At 67.9% G+C, this 23,632-nt stretch carries 21 protein-coding genes and 1 pseudogene; 8 read left to right on the plus strand and 14 right to left on the minus strand.

Annotated features, from left to right (window positions below; translation table 11 throughout):
- The first annotated feature begins 23 nt into the window (after positions 1-23).
- Positions 24-773 carry a metallophosphoesterase gene (locus tag Hhyl2_RS08055; protein WP_483550227.1) on the plus strand — a complete coding sequence of 250 codons (750 nt, stop codon included), beginning with the start codon at positions 24-26 and terminating at the stop codon, positions 771-773.
- Here Hhyl2_RS08055 and Hhyl2_RS08060 read toward each other — a convergent pair.
- Both Hhyl2_RS08060 and Hhyl2_RS08065 read right to left on the minus strand, forming a co-directional pair.
- Entirely contained in the window at positions 770-1,036 is a 267-nt protein-coding gene (locus Hhyl2_RS08060) for a hypothetical protein (protein ID WP_483550228.1), read from the minus strand. The two genes, Hhyl2_RS08055 and Hhyl2_RS08060, sit on opposite strands and share 4 nt — an antisense overlap.
- A gap of 1 nt (position 1,037) precedes the next feature.
- Positions 1,038-1,808: a creatininase family protein gene (locus tag Hhyl2_RS08065; RefSeq protein ID WP_483550229.1), complete on the minus strand. Its 771-nt coding sequence runs from the start codon at positions 1,806-1,808 to the stop codon at positions 1,038-1,040.
- A gap of 85 nt (positions 1,809-1,893) precedes the next feature.
- On the opposite strand from Hhyl2_RS08065, the gene Hhyl2_RS08070 reads away from it, so the two are divergent.
- Positions 1,894-4,719 (plus strand): DEAD/DEAH box helicase, encoded by a 2,826-nt coding sequence (locus Hhyl2_RS08070; RefSeq protein ID WP_483550230.1) that lies wholly within the window; start codon positions 1,894-1,896, stop codon positions 4,717-4,719.
- Positions 4,720-4,731: 12 nt separating this feature from the next.
- On the opposite strand, the pseudogene Hhyl2_RS08075 reads toward Hhyl2_RS08070, so the two are convergent.
- Positions 4,732-5,470: pseudogene (locus Hhyl2_RS08075) on the minus strand (sporulation protein).
- Between the two features lie 147 nt (positions 5,471-5,617).
- Between Hhyl2_RS08075 and Hhyl2_RS08080 the strand changes: the two are divergent.
- Positions 5,618-6,250, plus strand: coding sequence for a zinc ribbon domain-containing protein (locus Hhyl2_RS08080; RefSeq protein ID WP_483550232.1), 633 nt, complete (start codon positions 5,618-5,620; stop codon positions 6,248-6,250).
- A 3-nt stretch (positions 6,251-6,253) separates the two neighbouring features.
- On the opposite strand, the gene Hhyl2_RS08085 is transcribed toward Hhyl2_RS08080, so the two are convergent.
- A complete protein-coding gene (locus tag Hhyl2_RS08085) occupies positions 6,254-6,880 on the minus strand; it encodes a zinc ribbon domain-containing protein (RefSeq protein WP_483550233.1) in 627 nt (208 codons plus the stop codon).
- Between the two features lie 110 nt (positions 6,881-6,990).
- Here Hhyl2_RS08085 and Hhyl2_RS08090 point away from each other — a divergent pair, with 110 nt between their 5' ends.
- Together Hhyl2_RS08090 and Hhyl2_RS08095 are read left to right on the plus strand one after the other, a co-directional pair.
- On the plus strand, positions 6,991-8,757 hold the full coding sequence (locus tag Hhyl2_RS08090) for a MutS-related protein (protein ID WP_483550234.1): 1,767 nt from the start codon (positions 6,991-6,993) through the stop codon (positions 8,755-8,757).
- A 46-nt stretch (positions 8,758-8,803) separates the two neighbouring features.
- Complete coding sequence (locus Hhyl2_RS08095) at positions 8,804-9,124, plus strand: DUF6199 family natural product biosynthesis protein (RefSeq protein WP_483550235.1); 321 nt, start codon at positions 8,804-8,806, stop codon at positions 9,122-9,124.
- Between the two features lie 295 nt (positions 9,125-9,419).
- Here the strand turns inward: Hhyl2_RS08095 and Hhyl2_RS08100 are convergent, their stop codons facing one another.
- Entirely contained in the window at positions 9,420-9,728 is a 309-nt protein-coding gene (locus tag Hhyl2_RS08100) for a hypothetical protein (RefSeq protein WP_483550236.1), read from the minus strand.
- A gap of 862 nt (positions 9,729-10,590) precedes the next feature.
- On the opposite strand from Hhyl2_RS08100, the gene Hhyl2_RS08105 reads away from it, so the two are divergent.
- A complete protein-coding gene (locus Hhyl2_RS08105) occupies positions 10,591-11,241 on the plus strand; it encodes a halocyanin domain-containing protein (protein WP_483550237.1) in 651 nt (216 codons plus the stop codon).
- Between the two features lie 30 nt (positions 11,242-11,271).
- Here the strand turns inward: Hhyl2_RS08105 and Hhyl2_RS08110 are convergent, their stop codons facing one another.
- The 5 genes from Hhyl2_RS08110 to Hhyl2_RS08130 form a co-directional block, all read right to left on the minus strand.
- On the minus strand, positions 11,272-13,212 hold the full coding sequence (locus Hhyl2_RS08110; protein WP_483550238.1) for a hypothetical protein: 1,941 nt from the start codon (positions 13,210-13,212) through the stop codon (positions 11,272-11,274).
- Between the two features lie 26 nt (positions 13,213-13,238).
- A complete protein-coding gene (locus Hhyl2_RS08115; RefSeq protein ID WP_483550239.1) occupies positions 13,239-13,964 on the minus strand; it encodes a zinc-ribbon domain-containing protein in 726 nt (241 codons plus the stop codon).
- Positions 13,965-14,042: 78 nt separating this feature from the next.
- On the minus strand, positions 14,043-15,119 hold the full coding sequence (locus Hhyl2_RS08120; protein WP_483550240.1) for a protein phosphatase 2C domain-containing protein: 1,077 nt from the start codon (positions 15,117-15,119) through the stop codon (positions 14,043-14,045).
- A 2-nt stretch (positions 15,120-15,121) separates the two neighbouring features.
- Positions 15,122-16,354 carry a serine/threonine protein kinase gene (locus Hhyl2_RS08125; protein WP_483550241.1) on the minus strand — a complete coding sequence of 411 codons (1,233 nt, stop codon included), beginning with the start codon at positions 16,352-16,354 and terminating at the stop codon, positions 15,122-15,124.
- A 38-nt stretch (positions 16,355-16,392) separates the two neighbouring features.
- A complete protein-coding gene (locus Hhyl2_RS08130; RefSeq protein ID WP_483550242.1) occupies positions 16,393-17,577 on the minus strand; it encodes a vWA domain-containing protein in 1,185 nt (394 codons plus the stop codon).
- Between the two features lie 98 nt (positions 17,578-17,675).
- On the opposite strand from Hhyl2_RS08130, the gene Hhyl2_RS08135 reads away from it, so the two are divergent.
- Complete coding sequence (locus Hhyl2_RS08135) at positions 17,676-18,104, plus strand: CopG family ribbon-helix-helix protein (protein ID WP_483550243.1); 429 nt, start codon at positions 17,676-17,678, stop codon at positions 18,102-18,104.
- A gap of 4 nt (positions 18,105-18,108) precedes the next feature.
- Here the strand turns inward: Hhyl2_RS08135 and Hhyl2_RS08140 are convergent, their stop codons facing one another.
- The 4 genes from Hhyl2_RS08140 to Hhyl2_RS08155 all read right to left on the minus strand — a co-directional run bounded on the left by Hhyl2_RS08140 (position 18,109) and on the right by Hhyl2_RS08155 (position 21,444).
- Positions 18,109-18,717, minus strand: coding sequence for a hypothetical protein (locus Hhyl2_RS08140; protein WP_483550244.1), 609 nt, complete (start codon positions 18,715-18,717; stop codon positions 18,109-18,111).
- Complete coding sequence (locus tag Hhyl2_RS08145; protein ID WP_483550245.1) at positions 18,707-19,810, minus strand: DUF3179 domain-containing protein; 1,104 nt, start codon at positions 19,808-19,810, stop codon at positions 18,707-18,709. Before Hhyl2_RS08145 ends, Hhyl2_RS08140 begins: the two co-directional genes overlap by 11 nt.
- Positions 19,811-19,872: 62 nt before the next feature.
- Complete coding sequence (locus tag Hhyl2_RS08150; protein WP_483550246.1) at positions 19,873-20,511, minus strand: alpha/beta hydrolase; 639 nt, start codon at positions 20,509-20,511, stop codon at positions 19,873-19,875.
- A gap of 90 nt (positions 20,512-20,601) precedes the next feature.
- On the minus strand, positions 20,602-21,444 hold the full coding sequence (locus Hhyl2_RS08155; protein ID WP_483550247.1) for a VOC family protein: 843 nt from the start codon (positions 21,442-21,444) through the stop codon (positions 20,602-20,604).
- 79 nt (positions 21,445-21,523) lie between these two features.
- On the opposite strand from Hhyl2_RS08155, the gene Hhyl2_RS08160 reads away from it, so the two are divergent.
- Positions 21,524-23,632 carry a beta-glucosidase gene (locus tag Hhyl2_RS08160; protein ID WP_483550248.1) on the plus strand — a complete coding sequence of 703 codons (2,109 nt, stop codon included), beginning with the start codon at positions 21,524-21,526 and terminating at the stop codon, positions 23,630-23,632.

Consider the following 23,632-nt stretch of genomic DNA (forward strand, 5'->3'; position numbering starts at 1 on the left):
CACCCGTACCCTACGCCGCGTCGATGCCCGTCGAACCGGTCCCCGGAGCGCCGGCGGCGACCGCCGATACGGACGGCCAGCGACTGCTCGTCGTCACCGACTACCACGCCGGCATCGAGGCCGGCCTGCGCTACGAGGGCGTCGAACTCCAGTCGGCGGCCGAGGAGCGCCGCGAGCGACTGCTCGCACTCCTGAGCCGGACCGGCGCCGACCGACTCGTCGTCGTCGGCGACCTCGGGCACGCCATCGGGGACCCCTTCGAGGACGAGCGAGCAGAACTGGCGGCGCTGTTCGACGCACTCGACGTCCCCGTGACGCTCGTGAAGGGGAACCACGACGGCGATCTGGAACCGGTGCTCGACGACTTCGACGCCGACGTGACGGTGACGCCGGCCCACGGGACCCGCATCGGATCGGTCGGCTTCGTCCACGGCCACACCTGGCCCGCTCCGGACGTCCTGACTGCCGACGTCGTCTGTGTCGGCCACGAGCACCCCGTCGTCCGCCTGGAAGACACCGTCGGCGGCGCCAGGAAAGAGCGAGCGTGGCTCCGTGGGTCGCTGGACCCCGCGCCCTTCGCCGAGCAGTTCGGCGACGCCGTCGAGACGAGCGCCGACCTCGTAGTCTGTCCGGCGTTCAACGACCGATCGGGTGGGACCTGGGTCAACGTCGAGGGCCAGTCGTTCCTCTCACCGTTCCTTCCCGACGGCGTCCGTGACGCCGAGGCGTTCCTGCTCGACGGGACCCGTCTCGGATCGTACCAGCGCGTCTAGAGCACCGAGAGGACCGTCCCGACGGCGAACGTGACCACACCGACCGCGAGCACCGCGGCCATCCCGAGCCGTGTGTCCTCGGCGAACACCACGGGCCGCACTGCGGTCGCGAGTGCCCCGAGGAAGGTCACGGTCCCACCCGCTGCCGTCAGGCCGACCGCCAGCGTCGACCACTCGCCGGCCCGGTAGCCCACCACGGCGTTGGCGACCGCCAGGAAGCCGAAACAGGCGAACAACACCGCGTAGACGCGTCTGCGCTTCATCTCAGACGTGGGGTTTCGGCATGAGGTCCTCGAAGGGCTGGTCGGCGAGCCACTCACAGAGCCGACAGAGGTGGTCCAGCGCGGCCTCGAACAGGTCCTCCCCGACCGCCGCCGAGGCGTCGGTCTGGTCGCCCAGCACCCCGTTCTCGGTGTTGTCGATGGCGTCGTAGAACGTCCGGGCGCCGTGGACACGGCCCGAGGACTCGTCGAACTCGGTGAGGCCGCCGTCCCTGGCGTCCTCGATACGGTCCTCGTGGACCAGGTCGCCGGCGAGATACTGGATCAGCGACGTCTCCTTGGGCCCACCGTGTGGGCCGGGTGTCTCGAACACTTCCCGAATCTTCTCGGTGATCGACTCGTCCCACATCCACTCGATGGCGTACAGCTCCTCGGCGTCCCGCAGACGACGCCCGACCTCCCGGAGATGCTCGACGTTGCCGCCGTGGGCGTTGACGTAGATCACGCGGTCGATACCGTGCTCGGTGAGACTACGGGTCAGGCTCTCGACGTAGTCACGGAACGCAGGCGCGTCGACCGACATCGTCCCGTGGAACTGCCGGTGGTGCGGGCTGACGCCGATGTTGATCGTCGGCGTGCAGAGGTAGCCACTCTCCTCGGCGGCCGCTCTGGCGAACGATTCGGCGATGATGTGGTCGGTCCCCTCGGGGAGGTGGGGGCCGTGTTGCTCGGTCGAGCCCAGCGGAACCAGCGCCAGCGACTCCGATTCGAAGTACGACGCGAGGTCCGGCCAGGCCTCGTCGGCGAGGTACATACGGGCAGGTAGGCGAGCAGGAACTTGAACGTTGAGACTGCCACGACGCGACGCGCTTAACCTCGCGCAGCCGTAACGACTGACGATGAGCGAGACGGGTGTCGCCGCGTTCTCGGCACTGGGCGAGCAGGTCCGGGTCGCCCTCTCTGAACGCGGGTTCTCGACGCCGACGGAACCCCAGCGGAAGGCCATCCCGCCGCTGGCTGACGGTCGTGACGCGCTCGTGGTCGCGCCGACCGGGACCGGCAAGACCGAGACAGCCATGCTCCCGGTACTCGACGCGCTGGTCGCGTCCGACGACCGGTTCGGCATCGGCGCGCTGTACATCACGCCGTTGCGGGCACTGAATCGCGACATGCGCGAGCGCCTGGAGTGGTGGGGCGAGACGCTGGGACTGGACGTCGACGTTCGGCACGGCGACACCACCGACTACCAGCGCCAGAAGCAGGCCGACGACCCGCCGGACGTACTGGTGACGACTCCCGAGACGCTGCAGGCGATGCTCACGGGGTCGAAACTCCGGACGGCGCTGTCGGACGTCGACCACGTCGTCGTCGACGAGGTCCACGAACTCGCCGCCGCCAAGCGGGGCGCACAGCTGACTGTCGGCCTCGAACGACTCCGGGAGCTGTCGGGCTCGTTCCAGCGCATCGGCCTCTCGGCGACGGTCGGCGACCCACAGGAGGTCGGGCGGTTCCTGACTGCCGGGCGGGGCTGTCACGTCGTCGAGGTCGACATCGGGAGCCGGCTGTCCATCGACGTCGTCCACCCCGAGGTGACCGACCGCGACGAACGGCTCTCCAGCGAACTGGTCACCGACGCCGAGACCGCGAGCCACGTCCGGTTCATCGACGACCTGATCGAGGATCACGAGTCGGTGCTGGTGTTCGTCAACACCCGTCAGACCGCCGAAGCGCTGGGCTCGCGGTTCAAGGAACTCGGGACGAACCTCGGCGTCCACCACGGCTCCCTCTCGAAGGAGGCCCGCATCGACGTCGAGGACGCGTTCAAACGGGGCGATCTGGACGCACTGCTGTGTACCTCCTCGATGGAACTCGGTATCGACGTCGGTCACGTCGATCACGTGGTCCAGTACGGCAGCCCACGGCAGGTCTCGCGGCTGGTCCAGCGGGTCGGCCGTGCGGGCCACCGCCGGGACCAGGTCTCGGCCGGGACGGTCGTGACGACCCACGCCGACGACACGCTGGAAGCACTGGCCATCGCCCGCCAGGCCCGCAACGGCGACGTCGAACCGGCCGAGATCCACGACGGCAGCCTCGACACCGTCGCCAACCAGATCGCCGGCCTCGTGATGGACACCGGCGAGATCCGGGCGATGGAGGCCTACCGGATCCTCACCAGGGCCTATCCGTTCCGGGACGTCCCCGAGGAGCAGTTCAAGGCGGTCGTCCGGGAACTGGCCGAGAACAACGTCGTCTGGCTGGACGAACAGCGGGATACACTGGAGAAGCGCCGCGGGACCTGGCAGTACTTCTACCAGAACCTCTCGATGATCCCGGACGAGGCCACCTACGACGTCGAGGATGTCGCCTCCGGTCAGCAGGTCGGGACCCTGGACGAGCGGTTCGTCGTCAACTTCGCGATGCCGGGGGAGGTGTTCGTCCAGCGTGGCGAGATGTGGCGCATCACCAACATCGACGAGGAGGAGGAGGTCGTGACGGTCTCCCCCATCGAGGACCCCGCGGGCGAGGTCCCGTCCTGGACCGGTTCCGAGATTCCGGTCCCGCGAGCCGTCGCCCAGGAGGTCGGCGAACTCCGGCGCGTCGCCGGCACACAACTCCAGGACGGGGCGTCGGTCGACGCCGTGGCAGCCCACGTCGCCACTCGCTACGACGCCGATGCAGACACCGTGGCAAGCGGGCTCTCGCAACTGGCGGCTCACGAAGCGCCGATCCCCGACGACGACACCGTCCTCGTGGAGTTCCAGGGCCGGGAGGTCGTCGTCAACGCCTGCTACGGCCACAAGATCAACGAGACGCTGGGGCGGGTGCTGTCCGCGCTGCTCGGCCAGCGGGCCGGCTCCTCGGTCGCGATGGAGGTCGACCCGTACCGGATCGAACTGGAGGTGCCCCGCCAGATCACCGCCGGCGACGTCGTCGAGGTCATCGAGGAGACCGACCCCGACCACCTGACAGCGCTGATCGAATTGAGCCTGAAGAACGCCGACGCGCTGAAGTTCAAACTCGCCCAGGTCGCCACCAAGTTCGGCTCGCTCAAGCGGTGGCGAGGTCGGGGGTCGACGGACTTCGGCCGTGACCGGCTGCTTGCGGCACTGGAGGACACGCCGATGTACGAGGAGGCGCTGCGCGAGGTCCGTCACGAGGACCTGGCGCTGGACGAGACGGCCGACCTGCTGGCGGCGCTGCAGTCGGACGAGGTGGTCCTGGAGACGGTCGGTGAGCGCACACCGATCGGGATCGGCGGGCGGTCGGCCGGCCGCGAACTGCTCTCGCCCGAAAATGCCGACGCCAGCGTCATCCAGACGGTCAAAGAGCGCATCCAGGAGGACCGGGTCATCCTGGCGTGTCTCCACTGCAAAGAGTGGGACCGCCGCCAGCAGGTCAAGCGGGTGCGAGACCAGCCCGAGTGTCCCCAGTGTGGCTCGACCCGCATCGCGGCGCTGAACCCCTGGGCCGACGAGGTGCTTGCGGCAGTGCGGGCCGACCGGAAGGACGACGAGCAGGAGAAAGCGACCGAACGAGCCTATCGGTCGGCGTCGCTCGTCCAGAGCCACGGCAAGCAGGCGGTGGTCGCGCTGGCCGCCCGCGGTGTCGGCCCGCACAACGCCGCCCGGATCATCAACCGACTGCGAGAGGACGAAGACGAGTTCTACCGCGACATCCTCCGCCAGGAGCGCGAGTACGCCCGCACGCAGTCGTTCTGGGACTAGATCGGCTCGGGACTAACTCAGCTCCCGGATCGCCGCCGCCAGGTCGGGCTCGATGGTCGACGGGTCGTTCCGCGTGACCGCGAAGGAGGTGTGGCGCTCGTCGACGTCCATCGCCTCGGAGAGCAGTCCACCGCGGCGGTCGACCTCCAGGTGGACGGTGAGCGAATCCGCACCGAAGACGGGGACGACCTCGACCTCGTCGACCGCTCCCGAGAACTCGCCGCGCTGTGGGCGGAACTCGAACTCCTGGACGAAACTGGGCCGACGTCGAGAACACGCTGCCCGGCGTGGCCTGACAGGACGCATCCCGGAGCGAGAAGCCGAGCTGCTCCAGCGCGTCGAAGACGGCCTGGAGCCGCGGCGTCGGTTCGACCTGGATACGGTCTTCGTCGTCCGGGTCCAGCGCCATCGAGATGTCCAGCCCGGTCTCGATCTCGACCGACGTCGACCCGACGGTGACCGGCGTCCGTCGTGGAACGTCGATACCGGTCTCGAAGCGACGCTCCTGGCCGGCCTCGATGGTGAACGGGTCGGTCAACCGCCACTTGTCGACGATGGCGTCACGGTAGCCGTCCTCGGTCCGGTACTCGGTCTCGATGGCGAAGTAGACCGCGTCGACGTCCTGGGTCGCCGACCCGCCCTCGACGTGGACCTCGGCGTCGACCGTCTCGCCGGCGCGGACGGTAGTCGAAGGGAGGACTGTATCGACACGCGCGGACCCAATTCCGATGCGGGAGAGCACGTCTTTCATGCCGGTCGATGGTGGTAGCCTCCTGTGGGATAAACCTCGTGCCCGTCCGTGTGACCACCCCACAGAGTCAAACCCCTCCGCGAGAATCTTGTGAACGAACCGACCAATGTCGCGAACCGACGCCACGCCAGCAGCGGAGGAGCTGAGATGAGCACACCCGAGGACCCCCGCTGCCCGGAGTGTGGCGAGCCCATCGGTATGACCGCCACCTACTGTATGCACTGTTCGGCGGACCTGAGCGACGAGCGCGAGGCCGCCGACCGGAACGACGATGGGGTCTGGGACCAGGTCCAGGCCGCCTCGGCGACCGAAACCGAGTCGCCCACTTCGATGAACGCTACCGGGGGAACGGCCGACGACAGCGACCAGATCCTGGACCCGGACGGACTCGTCGACAACACCCTCACCGTCGTCGTCGGTATCCTGGGCGGCATCGTCGTGGGGCTCGTCGGCACGCTCGTCCTGGGAATCGCGACCCAGAGCGGCTGGGCGCTGCTGTTCGGGCTGGTCGCCTGGCTTGGATCGACCGCACATCTGGTCCGCCGACGGACCGTCCAGGGGGCAGTCTCGCGGAGTGCCTACGCCGTCGCTATCGTCCTGTTGCTGGTCCCAGTGGTGGTACTGAGCCCCCTCGTGAGTGTCGACGGCGGACTCGCGGAACGCGGGAGCCTCTTCGTCGTCCTGTTGCTCATGGCCGGCGTCCCGGCCGTCGTCGCCACGGCAATCGGCTGGATCGCATCCCGGTTCGTTCCGGGCGGCACGAGCACCAGCGAAGGGTAGCGGTTACTCGGGCCCGGAGTGGTCCGGCCCGGTCTCGTCGTCAGTCTCGACGCCGGCTCGTTCGTGCAGCCGACCGGGCTCACCGCGGAGCTGTCGAGCTGCCCTGTTCGACGCGCGGCGAGCGAGCAGAAGCGCGACACCCGCGGGGAGCGCGAGCACCCCGAGCAACAGCGCGGTCCCACCCGAAACCGTCGGTTCGCCCGCCGAAACGGCGTCGTATCCGACGGCGAGGACGACAGCCCCGATGCCCGCAACGACGAGATAGAGGCCGCGTGAGAGCACCTCGCTCGGGTTCCGGAACCGGGCGAGATACAGGCCGGGGAGCAGCCACCCCGAGAGCAGGAGCGTCACGACGAGTCCGAGCGAACGGGTCCCCGTCGCGATGATACCGGCGTAGGTGACCAGTGGCGCGATAGCGATACCGAGCGCGAGCCCGGTCAGGAGGACCGCCCAGCGCGGTGCGCCGCTCGGTTCGGCATCGAGCGCGTCCGCCAGGTGGTCCCGGAGCGCCTCGGCCTCCGCCTCCGAGAGGAACCGCTCACCACAGTGAGGACATTCCATGGCGGTTGGCTCCAGTGACTCCCCACAGGCCGGACACGCCGGCTCCTCGGCCGTGCGCCAGGAATCCATACCTCCGCTTGCGTCTCCGGGGGCTTGAGTCGTCCGGCTGCTACGCGCGTGGTCCCAATCGAGCGCGAGCAAGAACAACGACTATACCGCCACCGGTCGAGCCAACGCCCATGCGACTGGAGGAGTACTGGGGTATCGGCCCGAAGACGTCCGAGCTACTCACCGAGGAACTGGGCGTCGAGCGGGCCATCGAGGCCATCGAGTCGGCGGACACACGTACTCTCACTGCCGCGGGCCTCTCGCGCGGCCGTGCGACGCGGATCCTCCGGCGGGCGAGCGGCGCCGAATCGATGGACCTGCTCGCTACCCGGGACACCCGCGACGTCTACAAGGAACTGCTCGACCTGGCCGAGGAGTACGCCGTCACGCCCGACGCGGCTGACCGGATTCGGGTACTGACGCCATTACCTACGAGAGAAGGTATCGAGAAACGGCTCGAAGAGGTCATAGAAGCACGTGATACCTGGGCAGGACTCTCCCCAGAGGACCAGCGCGCTATCGTCGATGCCTTCGAGGGATACGCAGACGGGAGCGAACGAGCGGCCGTGGAGACGGCACTGGAACTCCAGTCGGTCGGCGTCTCCCAGGGTGTCTTCGAACCCGTCGCCGCCCTCGACGGGGATCTCCTCGCGGACGCTCGGGCTGCACTTGCAGGCCTGGAGGGCGAGGGCGACCGCGTCGGGCGGGGCGCCGACGACGAACTCGACCGCTTACGGGACCAACTCGGACAGATAGAGGACCTCGCTGCTGGGTCGGCCGAAGTCGTCGAGGCCGTCCAGGGGAATGCCCGACGCCCCGACGAGTTCCAGGACGCGCTGGCGCGTCACGTCACCGACGAGACCGGGATCGAGCGGTCCCGGATCCGCGAGGCGATGCCCCAGGGCGCGACTGACGCGCGCGACTTCGTCGAGACGGCACTCAGAGGACTCCGGAACACGCTCCGTGCCGACGTCGAGGAGCGCGAGCAGGCCGTCGCCGACCGACTCGCCGACGACCTCGACGCCGCACGGGAGACGGTCGACGCCGCCGTCGCCGCCGTCGACGGCATCGCGCTGTCGGTCTCGCTGGCTCGCTTCGCCATCGCGTTCGACCTCGTCCGGCCGACACTCGTCGAGGACTGCGAGACCATCGCCGTCCGGAACGCCCGGAACCTTATGCTCGCCGACGTGGAGGACCCGCAGCCGATCACCTACGCTATCGGCGACCACGACCTGGAGGTCCACAGCGCGACCGATCCGCCCAGTGGCGACCGCGTCGCAATCCTGACCGGCGCCAACTCCGGTGGGAAGACGACACTGCTGGAGACGCTCTGTCAGGTCCAGTTGCTCGCACAGATGGGGCTGCCGGTCCCGGCCGAGGCCACAGAGGTGGGGCTCGTCGACACCATCGTCTTCCACCGCCGACACGCTTCGTTCAACGCCGGTGTCCTGGAGTCGACACTGCGGTCAGTCGTCCCGCCGTTGACCGAGAGCGACCGGACGCTGATGCTCGTCGACGAGTTCGAGGCCATCACCGAACCGGGGTCGGCCGCCGACCTCCTCCACGGGCTCGTGACCCTGACGGTCGGCCGAGGGGCGCTGGGCGTGTTCGTCACCCACCTCGCAGCGGACCTGGAACCGTTGCCGCCGACGGCTCGGACCGACGGCATCTTTGCCGAGGGACTGAACCCGGACCTGGAACTGCAGGTCGACTACCAGCCTCGCTTCGGTACCGTCGGCAAGTCCACACCGGAGTTCATCGTCTCGCGGCTGGTCGCCAACGCCGGCGATCCGGTCGAACGCTCCGGCTTCGAGACGCTGGCCCAGGCCATCGGCGAGGAGGCGGTCCAGCGGACCCTCTCGGACGCCCGCTGGAACGAACAGGCCGGCGACAGCTGAGCTGTCGGGCGAGCGTTGACGTACCTGGAACTCGTAGTCTCGGCCGATGATACGACGACTCCTCCCAGCCGGCTACGCGTACATGGTCGTACAGGGCCTGCTCGCGGTGTTTCTCCCACGACAGGCGATCAAGCTGAACGCGAAGTTGCTGCTCAGTGGCTACGAGAACCCAGGAGACCTGGAACCCAAGGACTGGTACGTGCGATCGACGCGTATCGCCGGCGTCGGGATGCTCGTCACCGGCCTGACCGGTCTCCTGGCCGGCGACCTCGTCGCGGAACCTGACGAGGAACGTCCGGACTCACTCGACGAAGACGACACCGGCGGCCCCGGTATCGAGCTCGACGAATCCGACGAGTCGGCCTGAAAACAGGGTCCGACGAGACCCTAGTGCCAGCCATCTCGTCGAAGAATCGATAGGGGACGCTGTGCGTGACTCGAACAGTAGGGCCGTCGGGGCGGCGCCTCCGAGACACTGCGTTGCTACCGTCGCCGACGTCGGCGTCGGTCGTTCTTCGAACTGTGCTCCTGTCGACGCTGCCGGTCGAGTGCGGCAGCGAGATGCATTCGATGCATGAGACCTCCGGGCGGGAGTCGAACCCGCGGGACCGGACGGGGCCGGTCTCCGCCGGGACAGCGGAGGCGAGCGGACGGTGCGCCGATCACGTCCCGTCGACGACGACGGCGTTCACTTCGGTGATACCGAAGCCGTCTTCCAGGCGGTCCACACAGGCGTCGGCGGGGTCCTCGGCCTCGGGGACGGCGACGGTCAGCGTCACGTCGGCGTCGACCCGGATGTCGGTCCAGGTCGGCCGGACGCGTGTGACACGCTCGATGGAGACATCGACCACGTCGTCGACGCCGTCGATGACGCCGGCGACGCCGGCCTCGAGGTCGTCGGACCCGCCGCGTGGGACGCGCAGTGAGACGTCAGCCGATGCGTCGACCGGGATAGTCGCAGAGAGCGACATACGCCGACGGCCGGAGTCGAACCGGCCCGCGTGGGGCTCGCCAACCGAGCACGTCGGGGGCCTGCCGAAGCAGGAGGTCTATAGTAGCCATTGAAAGTCAATGCACACCCGATCGCACTGCCGTCGTGCGATCGGTGTGTAAATCGTTTCAATTGTTACTATAGCGGCGGGGGCGTACTTCGTCGGGATTCCCGTCGGAAACCCGCTGGACGGCGATGCCACTGACGGATGGGGGGACTGGCCACTCGTCGACACTGCGAGCACCGGGATACACGTCCCCGATGACGACAGTGTCAGTGGCGGCTGGAACCAGCGACGTGACACCGACCGCGACCCAGGTGATCGGACCGCTGATCGCTACGGGTCGAGTGTCGGTGTCGAACGAACCGATCCGACATCGCAGTAGGGGCCGGTCGTAACTCGGCCGCCGTCCCACGGTGACGGTGTGCGCCTATGCGGCGGCAGGTGGAATGCTCACCTGACGGGTGTCCGCCAGTCCATTCCGACCGCCGCCAAGAAGCGCGGCCCCGAGCATGGGAGCGAACCCACGCTCGGTGGCCACACCCCCGCTGGCACGCCAGCGGAGGGGGGCAGTTGGCACCGGAATCGGAGTGGACTGGATCATTGGTACACCACGTCGGTGAGTGCGACGTATTTCCACCATGATGGGGTGATATATTAAATCTGTTTCACGATAGGCAACGAATGACATGGCAGGGACAGACACGTTCGGTCCCGTTCCTGCGCGCTGAGAACGCGCTTCCTGCTTTAGGGGAATCTCCCGGCTATCGACGTGTGTGGACCGACCGCGAACCGCTCGCTGTTGTGCTCCGCCTCCAACCGGACAGATACCATGCATTCGATGACCCGACGACAGTTCGCCCACACGACGGCCGGGATGGCCGCATTGGGCGCTACGGCGACGGTATCGGCACAGGAATCCCCCGACTACGGTGGCTGGTTCAGCGACGTCTCGAACTTCGACGGCACGGTCGACAAGCGCGGCCAGGACAGTGTCGAGATCGCCGTCGGTGCCGAAGGGAACAACGGGGCGTTCGCCTTCGGCCCGGCCGCGGTGATGGTCTCCCCCGGTACCGAGGTCGTCTGGAAATGGACCGGGAACGGTGGCGGCCACAACGTCAAGTCCGCCGACGGCGGCCCGCTGGATTCGGGCTCGCTGGTCTCCGAAGCCGGGACGACCTACAGCCACACCTTCGAGAGTGACGGGATCTACAAGTACGTCTGTACACCGCACGAGGGCCTGGGGATGAAAGGAGCGGTCGTCGTCCGGCCCGGCACGGCAAGCGGCGGGAGTCAGGGTAGCGAGAGTACTGCGACAACTGCCGACGGCGAATCGAGCGGGGAGTCGACAGCCGCCGAGACCACCGAGAGCCACGGTGGCGGGGGTCCCTCGCCCACCGGCCCGCTCGGCGCCTTCGCCACGGTCATCGTCATGGCGTTCCTCTCGCCGCTGGCCTTCGCCGCGCTGCTACGACGGAAGACCAGTGGATGATCGGCAGTGTGGGCCGACGGTGGCCGCGGCCTACCGTTCCAGGGCCGTCCCACAGCCGGGGCAGTAACAGATATCTGCACTGTTTCTGACGCTCCGACCACAGCTCCGACAGTCGATCGTCTCGGGGTCAGCGGGGGGCTGCTCCTCGTCCGCGACCGTCTCGAAGATCGGGAGGACGTCGGGGTCCGGCGTCCTCTCGGTGGCAGCCTTGACGTCGTCCGTCCCGGCGTCACCATCCTCGGCCGCCACCTCGAAGACCGGCAGTACCTTCGACTCCTGGCGGTCGGCAGCGCCATCGGCGTGGTTCGTATGGAGTGTTTCAGGCGCCTCGAACCGTGGAAGTACGTGCCCCCGCGAGGCGGCCCCCTCGGTGTCCTCGCCGGCAGGACTGTCCTCCCGCGATTCGAAGCGTGGGAGAACCACACTGGTCACGGCCTCCGTCTCGGCCGTAACCATGTCGTCAACCCCATCAGTGTACTCTGCAGCAGGTTCGAACCTGGGGAGCACCGGAGCCGTCGTTGGCGCACGGGCGTCGCTCGCGCCAGCCCCGGTCTCGGCACTCCCGTCGTCGCTGTTCTCTGGGGCAGCCTCGAAGGTCGGAACCACTGAGCGGTTCGTCGTCGCCGGGTCGGTAGCTGTCGACTCGTCCCCCGAACCCGACCCGTTCGTGTCCGGTGTCGCCGACTCGGTCGCCGTAGCGTCGGTCGGCGCGTCGTCGACCACGACCGTCTGCTCCTCGACCGGGTCCGCCTCCGCCGACTTCGTCGGCGTGTCCACCCCGTCGTCCTGATCTGCGTCCTGCCCACCGGCCCCGGTCGGGCGTTCGCTACTGCCGGTGTCGTGTTCGGCCGCGGCGTCGTCGTCCACGAACGGGTCGTCCGGCGAGCCGTCACCGCCGGCCGACGGCACGGGTTCGTTCGGGGAGAAGACCCTGGTTCCGGTGTGGTCGCCGTCCTCGGTCGCCGTCTCGCTCGACTCGGCCTCGGTGGCCGGCGTGGACGGACCGCTGTTCGTCTCCGCACTCGCCGTGGACGGAGCACTGTCGGACTCGCCGGTCGGCGTCGGATCGGGTTCTGCGACGACAGTGTCCTGCATCTCGCCGGGTTCGCTGTCGGGCTGTTCGGTCTCCGCTGGCGAGACGACGCGCGTATCGGAGCTCGCCGCAGAGGGCTGGGCCGACTCCGGGACGCGCTGTCCCGGACGGCGTTTCGGTGCGGTCGGTAGGCCCCGTCGCTTCGCGATCGAGGCAACGGTGGTCTGTGCCAGGAGATAGCACGTCGACAGCACGATAGGGACGAACAGCGTCCCCCGGAGCAGGAGCCCCTGGTCGACCCCGAGCAGGGTCGTCCAGGTCTGGACGGCGTCGGCGACGCCAGCCAGTTCTACCCTGCTGGCGAGGCGCGGATCGCGGGCCGCTACCGAGGGCAGCCTGACCAGTAATCCGACGACGAGCGAGACCGCCGAGACACCGATCATCGCGAGCAGCGTCCGGGGAAGTGAGAGCGTGTACACACGGTATCCGAACGCCGCGGTCCGGACGAGAAAGTGGACCGTGACGACCAGCAGGGCGAAGACGACCGGGAGCGTCCAGCCGGTCACCACCAACGCGACCAGACAGGCCACGAGTGCAACGCTCGGGACGACCAGCAACACGCCCGGCTCGGCCATCCGATAGGAGTTCGCGAGGTTGTCGTGGCGGTTGAACAGCTGCCGCTGGACAGCGGCGATAGCGACGAGGGACGGGAGAACCACCCACCCGAGCAGGGCGAGCAGTTCCAGCCCGCGGATCGGCGTCCCCGCGACGGTCGTCGCTACGGCGCCTTTCAGTGCCGGCGTCCCGATATCCAGGACGAGTCCCGTCAGGACGACCCACGTACCGTAGACGAGCGGGCCACCGAGGCCGAGGGCCAGCAGTCGCCACTCCGAGACGAGCAAAGCAACGGACTCACGCAACTCCCCACCAGCGGACATCGTTTTTGTTTACTGCAACTGGATGCTTAACCTGTGGGGTTCTCCGGATGCCGGATAGTGCCGGTCACCACGTCCGAAAACCCGAGTTCGTCACCGGGTCCGACCGGTTCGCGGTCCCCCTTCTCCAGCAGTCGGTCGTTGAGGCGTGTCGGGTTCTCACCAAGGTCGACCAGATAGAAGCCATCGGCCTCTCTGACGAACCGGACGTGCTCGCGGTGGACCCGGACCGCGTCGTCGTCCGATCGGCCGGCGTCCAGCAGCGCGGCTCTGATGTCTCGGCCGACTCGGTCCCCGTCGCTGACCGCGATCTGGTGGTCACAGACCGCCAGGACGAGCGATGCCGGGACCGACGCGGTGTCGTCGTCAAGTGGCGTCCCACACTCCATGCAGAAGTTCGCGTCCGCGGCGTTCGCCGCGCCACAGTCGGGACACGCCGTCGAGTCCCCACCGTCGGCTGGGGGCTGCTCGCTCTCGGTCGCCGAGTCGGACGCCGTACCGTCTTCCCCACCCCCTGTCGAATCAGTGTCGTCCCCGTTCTTTGCTGCGGCTTCTTCCAGCAGGTCCCGGTACTCCCCGTCGTCACCCGATCCGGCTCCGTCCTCGGAATCCGACGCATCGCTGTCGACCGGGACACCCTCGTACTGGTACTCCCCACAGTCCGGGTTCGTACACCACCCGCCGGCGGCCGACGGGTCGAACGGCACCTCACAGATCGGACACTCTACTGTCTCGTCCGTGCCTGCTTCTGACATGGTCTGTTGTCACAGGAGTTCTCCATACAGGAGGAAAACAGTTACCCACGAACCCGTCAGGCTCGCCCGACGAAGTCGTCACTCGTCGGGCATGAGGAGCGTGTCGTGATCGAGGAGTTCGGTGCTCGGATCGATATCCCTGACCGGAAACGTCTCCTCGGGTGGCGTCTCCGGCAGCGAGGCGTCACCGAACAGGAGCACCGAGAGGTTGTCCTTCCCACCGCGCTCGTTGGCCAGCGAGAGGAACTCCCGGCCAGCCTCCGGGAGCGACGACGCGTCGAGCAACACGTCACAGAGTTCCCCGTCGGTGACCGCCCGTTCGCGGATCCGGTCGGCCGCCGCCTCGGACTTGCCTGAGTCGACGTACTGGCGATACAGCGACGGCGCGTCGGTCTGTGCGTCGACGAGCCCGTCGCTCGTCACCAGCACGGTGTCCTCTGCGTAGAGGTCGACGGTCCGCGTATCCACCTCGACGGTCGCGGTGTCGGGGTCGGACGCCGCCTGCCCACCGAGCGCGCGGGTGATCTCGTTGCCCCTGGGGTGGACCTGTGATTCGAGTTCGTCTATCTCGCCGGCGTCCACCCAGCGCTGGACCAGTGCGTGGTCTTTCGTCAGTCGAGCGATCTCCTCGGTGGCCTCGTTGACGACGTACGTCCGACTGTCACCGACCCAGCCCAGATGGAGTCGGCCCTCGACGCAGATTCCGGCGACTGCAGTCGTATACGATCGTGTCCCAGCCGCCCCGACGTACCGGAGAATGTCCCTGTGGGCCCCGACGATCGCCGCCTCGATCTCGGACTGGAGGGTCACTGCCGTCTCGGTCTCCGGGACGACCTCGTCACCGACATCCACACCGAAGGATTCGGGCCTGCTCCGTGCCGCACGGATCGCGACCGGAGCGAGCCGTTCGGCGATGCCGGTGGTCGCGAGGTACGAGGCGACGTCGCCCGCGTCGTGGCCACCCGCGCCGTCGGCCAGTACGAACACCCCGACCGACCGCGTTGGCGATTCGCTCACTCCATCGGCTCGTGGGTCGGCCTCGGCTCGATACCCCTGTCTGTGGCCGTCCTCGAAGACGGTCATCGAGAGGCTGTCCTCGTTGATGCCCTCACCCCGCTTGGTGTCACCGGTGTCGTAGTGTGTACTGTATCGCATTGTTACTCCGTGTGGAACTCGAACGTGACCCCGTAGGTCGGGTGGACCAGCGAGACGAGGTCACCCTCCTCGATGGTGACCGACTCGGGGGGGACCGTCCCGTCGCAGTCGGTCGGGTCCTCGCCGACCTCTCGGAGTCGTTCCCGTCCCGATTCACACAGCACTCGCTGCCAGCCCGCGCCCCGCTGGACGTAGGTCCCGTTGAGACTCCGGTCGTGTAGGGACCACTCGCCGTCGTCGCGGTCGAACTGGACCTGGACCGAGGAGATGTACTCGCCCTGGGGGTCCTCGATGGTGATCGAGGCCGGCGGGCCGGTGGCGCCGGCGCGCCCGATCGTGTCGCCGGGTTCGACGGTGTAGCGCTTGTCCCGCTGGCGATAGACGATCGAGGCCGTGGCGGGCGGTGTCGGGTCCTTGGCCGCCAGGACGTTCTTGAGGACCGTCGCGTTGCTGTAACGGTCCCGGTGATCCGCCTGGGTCGCCCGTTCGACGATGTCCGCGAGGTAGTCCTCGCAGTCGGCGCCGAACTGCTGTGGGTTGACCCCGTCTTTCTCCGGGACGGACCCTTTCAGCAGGAAGAGGAGCGTCTTCCCGATGGAGTAGACGTCCGACCACGGCCCCTGTCGGACCTCGGTCCTGGTCGCGTCGGCGACCTCGCGAGGCTTGTACGGCCCGAGGATCGTCGTTCCGTTGGCGCCCGACGCGGGATCACTCGTCGGGTCGAACCCCGTCGCGGTGTTGAAGTCGATGAGCGTCGGCGTGATGTCGGGCGTCAACAGGACGTTCTCCGGTTTGAGGTCGCGGTAGACGATCTCGTTCTCGTGGAGGAACCCCATCGCGTCACAGAGGTCGATCCCGATCTGTCGGACCTGTTCGCTCTCCTCGATCGGTCCGTGCTCGTCGATGACCTCGTTGAGGTCGAGACCGTCCTCGACGAGTTCCGCGACCAGAAAGGTGACCTCGCGGTCCTCCACACAGTCGTAGAGGTCCATCACGTTCTCGTGGCCGCCGGCCTGGCTGACCCGCTGGAGCGACTCGACCTCCTTCTGGAAGTACTCGTCGATGAGGTCCGGGTCGTTCTTCGAGTCGGTGTAGTTGGGGTGTTTCAACACGACGGACTCGTTCGAGTCACCGTCGACCGCTCGGTGGACGCGCGCGAACCCACCCTGACCGAGAAACTCGGTCAGTCTGTAGCGGTCAGCGACGACGTCGCCGGTCTCTGGTTTCCAGGGCATGGGTCACTCGGACCGTCCGTGTGCCGCCGGCCGTTCGATCACTCCTGAACACCCTCATCGGAGACCACTTTCGTGGCCTCGTTCTGTTCGGCGCGGCCGCCCTCCATGACGATCTCCGTCTGGCGTTTTGCAGCCTCGACGGCGTCGGTCTCCGCGCCGTGGATCTGGGTCATCTTCTCGATCTCTGTCTGTGCCGTGGCGACGTTGCCACGCCCCAGTTCCGTCTTGATGATCGTCTGGCGGTGGTTGATATCGACCGATTCGTCGTGCTCTGCCAGCAACTCCTCGTCCTCGGTGTACTCGACGCTGATCTCGCCGCTCGCGGTCTCGCCGCGGGCGTGGAGTGTCACGTCCGCGAGGATGTACTCGCCCGTCGTCGTCCGCTCGGGGACGTGCATCTTCAGGACGACGCGCTGTGTCTCCCTGTCGAGCAGATCCGGGAGCCGAACGGTCGTCTGGTTGTTCTCCCACGCCAGATCGACCTCCTGGGCCTGGGGCAGGGCCCGGTACACCTCACTGACTTCGACGCCGCCCTCGACGACCAGGTCGAGTTCGGCGTCCGGTGCGACCACGGAGCCAGCCGCCTCGACCGCCTCGCCGAAGAACGTCTCGATATCGCCGGGGTTCTCCAGGTGCGTCCACTCGCCGCGGGCGGTGGTCCCGAGCGTCCGGATCGTCTCCTCGCGGTACTCGGTGCCGATGCCGGCCGATTCGATGCGGATCCCCTGGCTGTCGATCTCGCGAGCCAACGCCTCGAAGTCGTCGGCGCCCCTGTGGTTGTCCTTGCCGTCCGAGAGCAGCAAGATCCGGCGCGCGACGTTCTCGCCCTCGGGCAGTCCCTCAAGCGTGTCCGTTGCTTCGAGCAGCCCGCTGTACATGTCCGTCCCACCGCCAGCACCGATATCGCCGACCAGGTCGACCGCCTCCTGTCGGTCGATATCTCCCCAGCGGGTCGCCTCCAGAACTGTCTCGACCTCGTTGTCGAACGCGACGATGGAGACGTAATCGCGCGGGACGAGCAACCCGAACACCCACTCGGCACCGTCCCGCGCCTGCTCGATCATGTCCCCTGCCATCGACCCGCTCGCGTCCACACAGAGCGCGATCTGGCGGGTCGGGAGCGTCTCTTGCTCCCCTGGCTCGACTTCGATCTCTGCCGTCACCGTCGTCCCCCCTTTCGGAACGTACGGCCGATTCACGTCCGTCAGGACGTTCGCAGTCATACACCTATCTGCTTCGACACACCAGATATAGCTTTTCCCCCACCATCCGGTGTGGTACTTCGATAATCCTTAATAGGATGAGTGTGCTGAATTAATATATGACAGTCGTCAGTGTCTCGATGCCGGAGTCACTACTGGAACGGATCGACGAATTCGCCGACGAACACGGCTACACCGGCCGGAGCGAGATCATCAGGGAGGCCAGCCGGAACCTGCTAGGTGAGTTCGAGGACAAACGCCTCGAAGGCCGCAAGCTCATGGGTATCGTCACGGTGCTGTTCGACTACGAGACGACGAACGTCGAGGAGAAGATGATGCACCTGCGCCACGAACACGAGGGGCTCGTGGCCTCGAACTTCCACAGTCACGTCGGCGAACACCGCTGTATGGAACTGTTCGTCCTGGAGGGCGACCTCGAAGAGATATCTACCTTCGTCGGGAAGATCCGCGCGACCAAGGACACGCTGAACATCGACTACTCCGTGGTCCCCGTCGACGAGTTCGGGACGCTGGCCGACGTCGAGTGACGGTTCAGACGGCCGCTGGATCGACTTTCGTCCCGACCCACAGCAACGTCCCGATCAGCGCCAGCGCCGCCAGCGGCAGGAGCCACTGGAACACCGTCAGGACGCCCGCACTCGCCTGGACGCCGACGACCAGCAGTATCGTCGGCCCACAGCAGGCAACGCCCGAGACGAGCCCCGGCAGCCCAGCGGCCGCTCCCGCTCCAGGGCCGAGTCGACACGCTGTCGGCCCGCGCCAGGCGACGACCGACACCGCGAGGTTCAGGCCGACGAGGAGCGCCAGCCCGCTTCCGAGCAGGACGTTCAGCGGTGAGACCAGGAGTTCGACCGGGCCGACGACCACGAGCGCGACCGGCTCCCACTGGAAGGGGCCAACCGGCTTGACCGCGCGTGCCAGCGGGTCCGCGACGACCGAGAGCTCGTAGCCCCAGGATCCGAATCCGAGGTTCCGCAGGCCGGCGGTGTAGACCAGCAGATACGTGACCGACGCGACCACGAAGACCACGCGCCCATCACGGCGCGAGAGCGCGCCGCGGGTCGCGACGATGGTCTGTCGGCCCAGGCTGGCGATCCGATCGCCGACGGCCCGCTCGCCGCTGTCGGTATCAGTCGACATAGCCAGTCTCCGGATAGAACCCCACCCAGGCGAACCACATCGCGTCGAACGCGAGCGAGCGGGAAAGCGGGAGCGCGTCGGCCGCGGCGGTCTCGCCGTCGACACGGTAACCGTCGGCCGCCGCTTCGACCGACAGACTGTCGGGATTCACGTAGACGTAGCCCGTCGAGAGCGACTCGTCGGCCACCGCGACGTACTGCTGGCCGGCGATCGATCCGGATGCGACACCGACGTCCAGCAACGACTCCTTGTCGAACGCGAGTGCCCCGTCGGCTGTCCGGGTTCCGACGACGACGGCCTTCGTGTGCGCGCGGTCGTCACGCGAGAGCGGTTCGAACAGCGTCCGGTCGCTGGCGTAGTAGCCACGCGGCGGGTTGTACCGGCCGTAGGGGTCGTCGCCGTAGCGGCGTGTGTACCCGGTCTCCCGACTCAGAACCTCGGTCTCTGGGTGGACGCTCCGCCACTCCCCCCAGGTCGTCCAGACGACCCGGAACTCCTGGAGGGTCTCGCCGACCAGCGGGCCGTCGACCGCCGTCGCGAGGATCTGTGGCCACCTGCTATCGGTGCCGCGGTCGTACATCACGAGGTTCGAGTTGACGAGGTTCCCCGAGACGCCGAACTCGGTCGGCCCGCGCTCGAATCCCTGTACGGTCCCCGTCAGCGGACAGTACGTGACCGCGACCGGATCGCCGTCGATCGTGTCGTTGACGATCTCGTGATGGACGAGGATCTGCTGGGGGTACGCGCGGACGTCGTCCCCGCGGACCAGGCCGAACACCGGGTCGCCGTCGTCGAGCGGTACCTCGCCAGCCTCGACGAACTTCGGGTCGTCGATAGCCGGAATCCCGTCTTTCGGGACACCGCCGCTGACGACCTGTCCGTCGATGTGTTCCCTGTCGTACCCCAGGTACAACGCTCGGTCGGCGGTCGGCGGCCGGGGAGCGTCCGTTCCGCTCCCGTCGCTCGTCTCGGTGTCCGTCGCCGAGTCGTCCGGCGACCCGCCGCCGCTGTCGGGTCCACCCAGACACCCCGCGAGGCCCACCGCGCCGGCGACACCGACGCCGCGGAGGAACGTTCGTCGTGTCCGGTTCATGCGACTAGATGGCGCTGGCACCCACAAAACCTCGCGGTAAGGAGCTGGTAACCGGGTCGTCGCTACGATAGCAGATCCGTGACCAGGTCACCGACCGCGTCGAGTTCGTCCTGGTTGATGCCGTGGCCCATCCCCTCGTAGATCCGTTCGTCGACCGTCCCACCCAGCAGTTCGAAGGTCTCGGCGGTCACATGGACCCGTTCGATCGGGATGTGCGGATCGACGTCGCTACAGCCGATGAACACCGGCGTCCCTGCTATGTCCCCCTCGTAGGATGCGGGGTCGACCGTCTCGCCGATGAGTCCGCCACTCAACGCCACGAGAGCGCCGTACCGGTGTGGGTTCCGCGCGACGTACTCGCTGGCCAGACACGCGCCCTGTGAGAACCCGCCGATCAGGACCGATCCGCGGTCGATGCCGGCCTCGATTGCGCGATCGACGGCGTCGTCGACGGCCTGGAGCCCCGAACTGCGCCCCGGTTCGTTCTGCTCGACGGGCGCGAGGAAGGAGTTCGGGTACCAGGTATTGCCTGCCGCCTGGGGCGCCAGGAGCGCGAGTCCCTCCTCGTGGACCTCCTGTCCCAACTGCAGGATACTCCTGGCCGTCGCCCCGCGCCCGTGGACGAGGACAGCCACGGCCCGCGCGTCCTCGAGCGGTGTCCCGCCGGTCACGAGTTGCTGGTCCTGGTGTGGTCCGGTCATCGGGTCCCCCCACAGCCGCCCGTTTGTACAGTCGTCCGAGAGCGTGTCTGCATACCCGCCCTAGTCGCGCGACGTACTTGAGCAGCCCCCTCACTCGGACCGAAGGTGAAGTGTCACGCCCGCGGGGTCAATCGTCTCGAACCCGTCCTGGGTCGCCCCGACGTCGTACCCGGCGTCCGTCAGACGGCGACGGACCGCAGATACCGTCGCCTCGTCCGGGACGACAAGTTCGAACCACGCCAGCCCACGCCCGTCGCCAGAGCCCGACCGCCGGTGCCAGACGTTCGCTCCGACGTGATGGTGATAGGACCCGGCGGCGAGGAACACCGCCCCGGGGTAGGTCGCACGCACGCCCATCCCGAGCGTGTCGGCGTAGAACGAGCGGGTCCTGTCGAGATCGGCGACCTCTAGATGGACGTGCCCGATATCGGTTCCGACCGGGACCGACGTCGCGCCGTCGCTCGCGCGCTCGACGCCGGCGCGATCCAGCCGTTCGGTGACCATCTTGACGGTCCCGTCGTCGTGTTCCTCCCATTGCTCGCGTGGTCGGTCGCGGTATATCTCCACGCCGTTCCCCTCCGGATCGGTGAGGTACAGCGCCTCGCTCACGTGATGGTCCGACGCCCCGTCGAGTCGGGCCGTCCGCTCGATCCGCTCCAGGGCGGCACCGAGTGCGCTCCGCGACGGCACGCGGATCGCGAGGTGGTACAGCCCCGTCTCGTCGCTCGCTCGCTCGGGTGCGTCGGCGTCTTCGTGGAGTTCGAGCAGTCCGGTCTCGCCGTCTCCCAGGACAATCCGGCCCGCGGTACGTTCGTGGATCGCCAACCCGACCGCCTCCTCGTAGAAAGTTGCGACGCGCTGGCAGTCCGTGACGGTGAGCGCGACACGGCCAATTGCCGTCTCGGACGGGAGGTGTGGCGACTCGCTGGTCATACGTCCCCCTTGCAGCCGAATGTCAGTTATTCTATCGCCTGGCCGAACCGTTATTCCGCTGCAGTCCGACCCACAACCAATGGCCTCGTCCACTGACGTCGACGCGCTCGTCTCGGAACTCACCAGACGCGAGAAGCTCTCGCTCGTGCGCGGCACCGTCGACCCCGAGGGCACCGCGACCGGCTATCTGCCCGGCGTCGACCGGCTCGATATCCCCCCGTTCCGCCTCGTCGACGGCCCACTCGGCGTGCGCGCGGAAGGAGAGCGCGCGACGGCGTTCCCCGCCTCTATCGCCACCGCAGCCTCGTTCGACCCCGACCTCGCGCGCGAGCAGGGCCGCGCGATGGGGCGCGAAGCGACGGCACTCGGTCAGGACGTCCTGCTCGCGCCCGGCATGAACATCATCCGGGTCCCCCACTGCGGGCGAAACTTCGAGTACCTCTCTGAGGACCCCGTCCTTGCGGGCCGGCTCGGTGCGGGCCTCGTCTCCGGTATCGAATCCACCGGCGTCCTGGCGACGGTCAAGCACTTCGTCGCCAACAACCAGGAGACCGCGCGTACGAGCGTCAGCGCCGCGGTCGACGAACGAGCGCTCCGGGAGCTGTACCTGCCTCCCTTCCGCGACGCCGTCGAGGCAGGCGTCGGATCGGTGATGACCGCCTACAACAGGGTCAACGGGACCTACATGAGCGACCACGCCGAGCTGGTCGGCGACGTCCTCAAAGACGAGTGGGGGTTCGACGGCTACGTTGTCTCCGACTGGTACGGCCTGGCGACTACCGTCGGCGCAGCGACCGCCGGCCTCGACCTGGAGATGCCCGGCGTCGCGCTCGACACCGAGACCGGGAACGACGACGGGTCGCTCGACGAGTTCGAGTGGCCCGACGGCATCCCCGACGCCACCCACGCCGGCCTGTTCGGCGAGCCCCTGGCCGACGCGATCGACGAGGGGACCGTTCCCGAAGCGCGCCTCGACGACATGGTCCGACGTGTCCTCCGTGGGATGGCCCGAACAGGGCTGCTTGGCGACGCCGACCGTCGCGAGGACGGCGCGCTCGATACGCCCGCCCACCGCGAACTCGCGACCCGTGTCGCGACTCGCGGGACCGTGCTGCTCGACAACGACGGCATCCTCCCGCTGGACGACGAGACGGACGTCGCCGTCATCGGTCCGCACGTCCACGAACCTAAACTCGGTGGCGGCGGCTCCTCCGAGACCACACCTTTCGAGGCGACCACGCCGGCCGCGGGGCTCTCGGCACGCGCAGCAGACACCGTCACCGTCGCGCGCGGTATCCCCGAGATCGAGAGCGTCTCGCTGTTCGACCTCCTCCCGTTCGTCGAGAGCGGTCACGACGAGAGCGAGTGGGCCGACGAGGAGCGCCCCGAGGCCTCGCTCGACGACGCCGTCGACGCCGCCGCGGCCGCCGACGTCGCCGTCGTCTTCGTCCGCGACGCGACGACCGAGGGCAAGGACCGCGACTCGCTCACACTCCCCGGCCGACAGGACGAACTGATCGAAGCCGTCACCGCGGCCAACGATCGAACTGTCGTCGTCGTCCGGTCGAGCGGTCCCGTCGAGATGCCCTGGCGCGACGACGTCGCCGCGGTGCTCGAAGCCTGGTACCCCGGCCAGGCCGACGGGGACGCTGCCGCGGCCGTTCTCTACGGCGACGCCGACCCCGGAGGCCGGCTCCCCGTCACGTTCGCCCCCGAAGCGGACTACCCGGCGACCGACGAGCGGCAGTTCCCGGGCGTCGACGGTACGGCCCACTACGACGAGGGCGTCTTCGTCGGCTACCGTCATTTCGACCGTACCGACACCGACCCGACCTATCCGTTCGGCCACGGCCACTCCTACGCCGAGTTCGCCTACCGCGAGGTGACCACCACCGACGACGGGATCGAAGTCACCGTCGAGAACGTCGCCGACCGGACCGGCCGTGAGGTGGTCCAGGCGTACGTGCGACCCGACACATCGACCGTGGAGCGACCCCCAAGAGAACTCGCCGGCTTCGAATCCGTCTCGCTCGACGCCGGCGAAACGCGGACCGTCTCGCTATCCCTCGACGAACTGGCGCTGTCGTACTACGACACCGACACCGGCTGGACGACCGACGACCCACACACCGTCGAAGTTGGTCGGTCCGCGCGGGACGTCCGGATAACTGTCGACTACGACGGCTGA

Source organism: Haloarcula sp. H-hyl2, from assembly GCF_056934385.1.